Below are 2,632 nucleotides of genomic sequence, written 5' to 3'. Positions count from 1 at the left end.
TTATTTTTCCTACCAATAAGAAACCAATTTCCTTTTTTTTGCATTTACAGACCTGAAAGTAATAATCAAAAATAACCTTTATGGAAAAGCCGGATTTCAACGTAGAAGAAGTCAATAAAATCATCCGTGGACGCAGGTCCATGTTTTTTGCCCAATTCAAAGAAAATGATCCAGTAGATGATGCGGTCATCGAGGAAATATTGGAAAATGCCACTTGGGCCCCTACCCACAAATTAACTGAACCTTGGAGTTTCATAGTCTTTTCAGGTGAGGGAAGACAGAAATTTGCGGACTACCAATCTGAATTATACAAAGAAAGGTCCACCAAAAATGGCAATTTCAATGAAGCCGCCTACATGAGGTTCAAAGAAAATCCTTTGAAAGCCTCCCATATAATCGCCATCAAAATGAAACATGATCCAAAGGCAGGTCTTCCAGTGATGGAGGAAATCGCTGCGGTAGCCATGGCAGTCCAAAACATGTATCTGACTGCCTCCTCTCATGGATTGGCTGCATTTTGGGGTACCGGCGGGCCTACGTTTTGGCCGGAAGCCAAGCCTTGGTTTGGCTTGGAAGAGGATGACATGTTGATGGGATTTTTCTACATTGCTAAGCCTGCCACCGAAAATTGGCCAATTGGAAAAAGAAAACCGGCCTCAGAAAAAACTGAATGGGTTAGGTAAAATTCAGTATTGAGAAGTCAAGGGTTTATAGAAAAAAGGTTAATGGTAAGAGGTAAAAAGTAAAAAAGTGGGAGACCCTTTACTTTTTACCTCTAACTTTTTTTTACCTTGGAGTATCACATCCCTCTGTATGCCGGAGGTTCAATTCCATTGGCGCGGATGTAAGAAATAGCAGCACCACGGTGATGAGTAGTGTGGTCATCCATCAAGCCAATCACCTGACGTCTTGATCCGGTTCCCCCAAATATTTCGACTACTTCAGCCAATTCTGCCTCACTGAGTTTGCCTACCGTCGTTTTGGCATAAGCATAACAGTTTTCGACAAAAGCCTTCAATTCTGCTTTTGTGGCAGGCTTGGCATCAGCAGCAAAACTCGGAGCTTCACCCTTCAAAAACCTTGAACCAATCATGACCATTACTCCTGAAAGATGGGTGATCTGCTCGTTGAAACTCATTGCTCCGGCATCAGGCTTATAATCTAAAAGATTATCAGGCATTTTGTCTACAACTTCAAGCGTATACTGCTTACTATTGTCCCATTTGGCTACAAATTCTCCAATTGTAGTTTGTGCTAAGGAGATATTCTGCACGCAGATGATTGCGAAGAATACCATCACTGTCTTGATAATTGTTTTTCTGGCTTTCATAAAAATTTGATTTATTGGTTGTTCTATAAATATCTGTTTTTAACCCTGCTAATCAAACCATTTTGATAAATTTGAGGCATGATAAAAAGAAATTTTATTTCATTGATTCTGATTTTTATTCTTGGAAGTTGCGGGTCGGATTACCTTCCGAAGCCAAAAGGATATAACCGCATCGATCTTCCGGAAAGGGAATTCACAGCTTTAAAAAATGATGTTCCTTATTCTTTTGAGCATTCGGTCCACGCCAAGGTGGAACCAGACTCATTTAATCTAGCCGAAAAATCCTGGATCAACCTAAATTATGAATCCTTGGGCGGAAAAGTCCACTTGACTTACTTAGCGTTAAACACAGAAGGTAAAGACATCAAAACAGTCGTCAACGACGCTATCAATCTTACCGCAAAGCATCAGATCAAGGCCTATGGGATTGAGGAATCCATGATGCTGACGCCGAAAGGCTATACCGGAGTGGTGGCTGAACTCTCAGGTGAAGTGCCTACACAGTTTCAGTTTTTTGTCACTGATTCAACCAAAAATTTCCTGAGAGGAGCTTTGTATTTTAATACCGCCATGAAAAATGATTCTCTTTCACCTTCCATTGAATACATCAAAGTGGATATGATCCACCTGATCAATACCCTGGAATTCAAAAAATAAAACCATCCAATTCCCTTTTGAAGAATAGATGGTTTCTTTCACTTTCAAAGAAGGTTTTTTAGAAAGTCAATTTTTTCCAACTCTTGATAATGATGGCTCCACCGACGATGGCTACAACAGTTGCTATGCTTGCAGGTACTGCATTTCCGTAGATCCAGAATCCAACAGCAAACAAAGCAGAATACACCATCACTGAACCTACCAGCATCAAGCCGATTTCCATTGGCAACTGCCCCTGTTCCTGCTTTTCATTGGGGTACCTGTCCAATAGCTTTTTCCATCCATAAGAAGCCGGTCTTACTTTCCTATAGAATGAAAGCAAGATTTCATCCTTTTCAGGCTTGGTGAATAATGTCACCAATACCCAACCCACCGTGGTAATTCCAACGCCATAAAGCAATTTGAGGTATGCTTGGTTTTCAGGGATCAAAATCCATCCAACTTTGGGATTGATTACCTCAAAGAAGATGGCTACAATAAATGAAATCAACATGGCAAAAATCTCTGTGTAGGCATTGATTCTCCACCAAAACCATCTGAGGATGAATATCAAACCTGTTCCTGCTCCAATTTGAAGCAAAATATTGAAAGCTTCCAAAGCATTGGAAAGTGCCAAAGCAAGGATTGCTGCAAAAACCATCAACA

3 protein-coding genes and 1 pseudogene are annotated in these 2,632 nt (G+C 40.6%); 2 read left to right on the top strand and 2 right to left on the bottom strand.

Translation table 11 applies throughout. The features are described from left to right. The first annotated feature begins 80 nt into the window (after positions 1-80). Entirely contained in the window at positions 81-683 is a 603-nt protein-coding gene (locus ACZFYI_RS18770; RefSeq protein ID WP_462525649.1) for a nitroreductase family protein, read from the top strand. A gap of 116 nt (positions 684-799) precedes the next feature. Here ACZFYI_RS18770 and ACZFYI_RS18765 read toward each other — a convergent pair whose 3' ends face one another. Further along, positions 800-1,330 carry a DinB family protein gene (locus tag ACZFYI_RS18765; protein ID WP_462525648.1) on the bottom strand — a complete coding sequence of 177 codons (531 nt, stop codon included), beginning with the start codon at positions 1,328-1,330 and terminating at the stop codon, positions 800-802. A 78-nt stretch (positions 1,331-1,408) separates the two neighbouring features. Between ACZFYI_RS18765 and gldD the strand changes: the two genes are divergently transcribed. Further along, positions 1,409-1,987, top strand: a complete 579-nt coding sequence (gene gldD / locus ACZFYI_RS18760) for a gliding motility lipoprotein GldD (protein WP_462525647.1) — start codon at positions 1,409-1,411, stop codon at positions 1,985-1,987. A gap of 58 nt (positions 1,988-2,045) precedes the next feature. Here gldD and ACZFYI_RS18755 read toward each other — a convergent pair. Continuing rightward, positions 2,046-2,632, bottom strand: a pseudogene (locus tag ACZFYI_RS18755) (Na+:solute symporter); the annotation flags it as partial.

It is taken from the genome of Aquiflexum sp. (assembly GCF_977115555.1).
Note: the sequence above shows the minus strand (reverse complement) of the source record. Positions and strands in the feature narration are given on the sequence as shown.

What these genes read in the sequence shown, in the direction of transcription:
- ACZFYI_RS18770 (WP_462525649.1), top strand. Translation starts at nt 81, where the DNA reads ATGGAAAAGCCGGATTTCAACGTAGAAGAAGTCAATAAAATCATCCGT.
- gldD (WP_462525647.1), top strand. Translation starts at nt 1,409, where the DNA reads ATGATAAAAAGAAATTTTATTTCATTGATTCTGATTTTTATTCTTGGA.
- ACZFYI_RS18765 (WP_462525648.1), bottom strand. Translation starts at nt 1,330, where the DNA reads ATGAAAGCCAGAAAAACAATTATCAAGACAGTGATGGTATTCTTCGCA.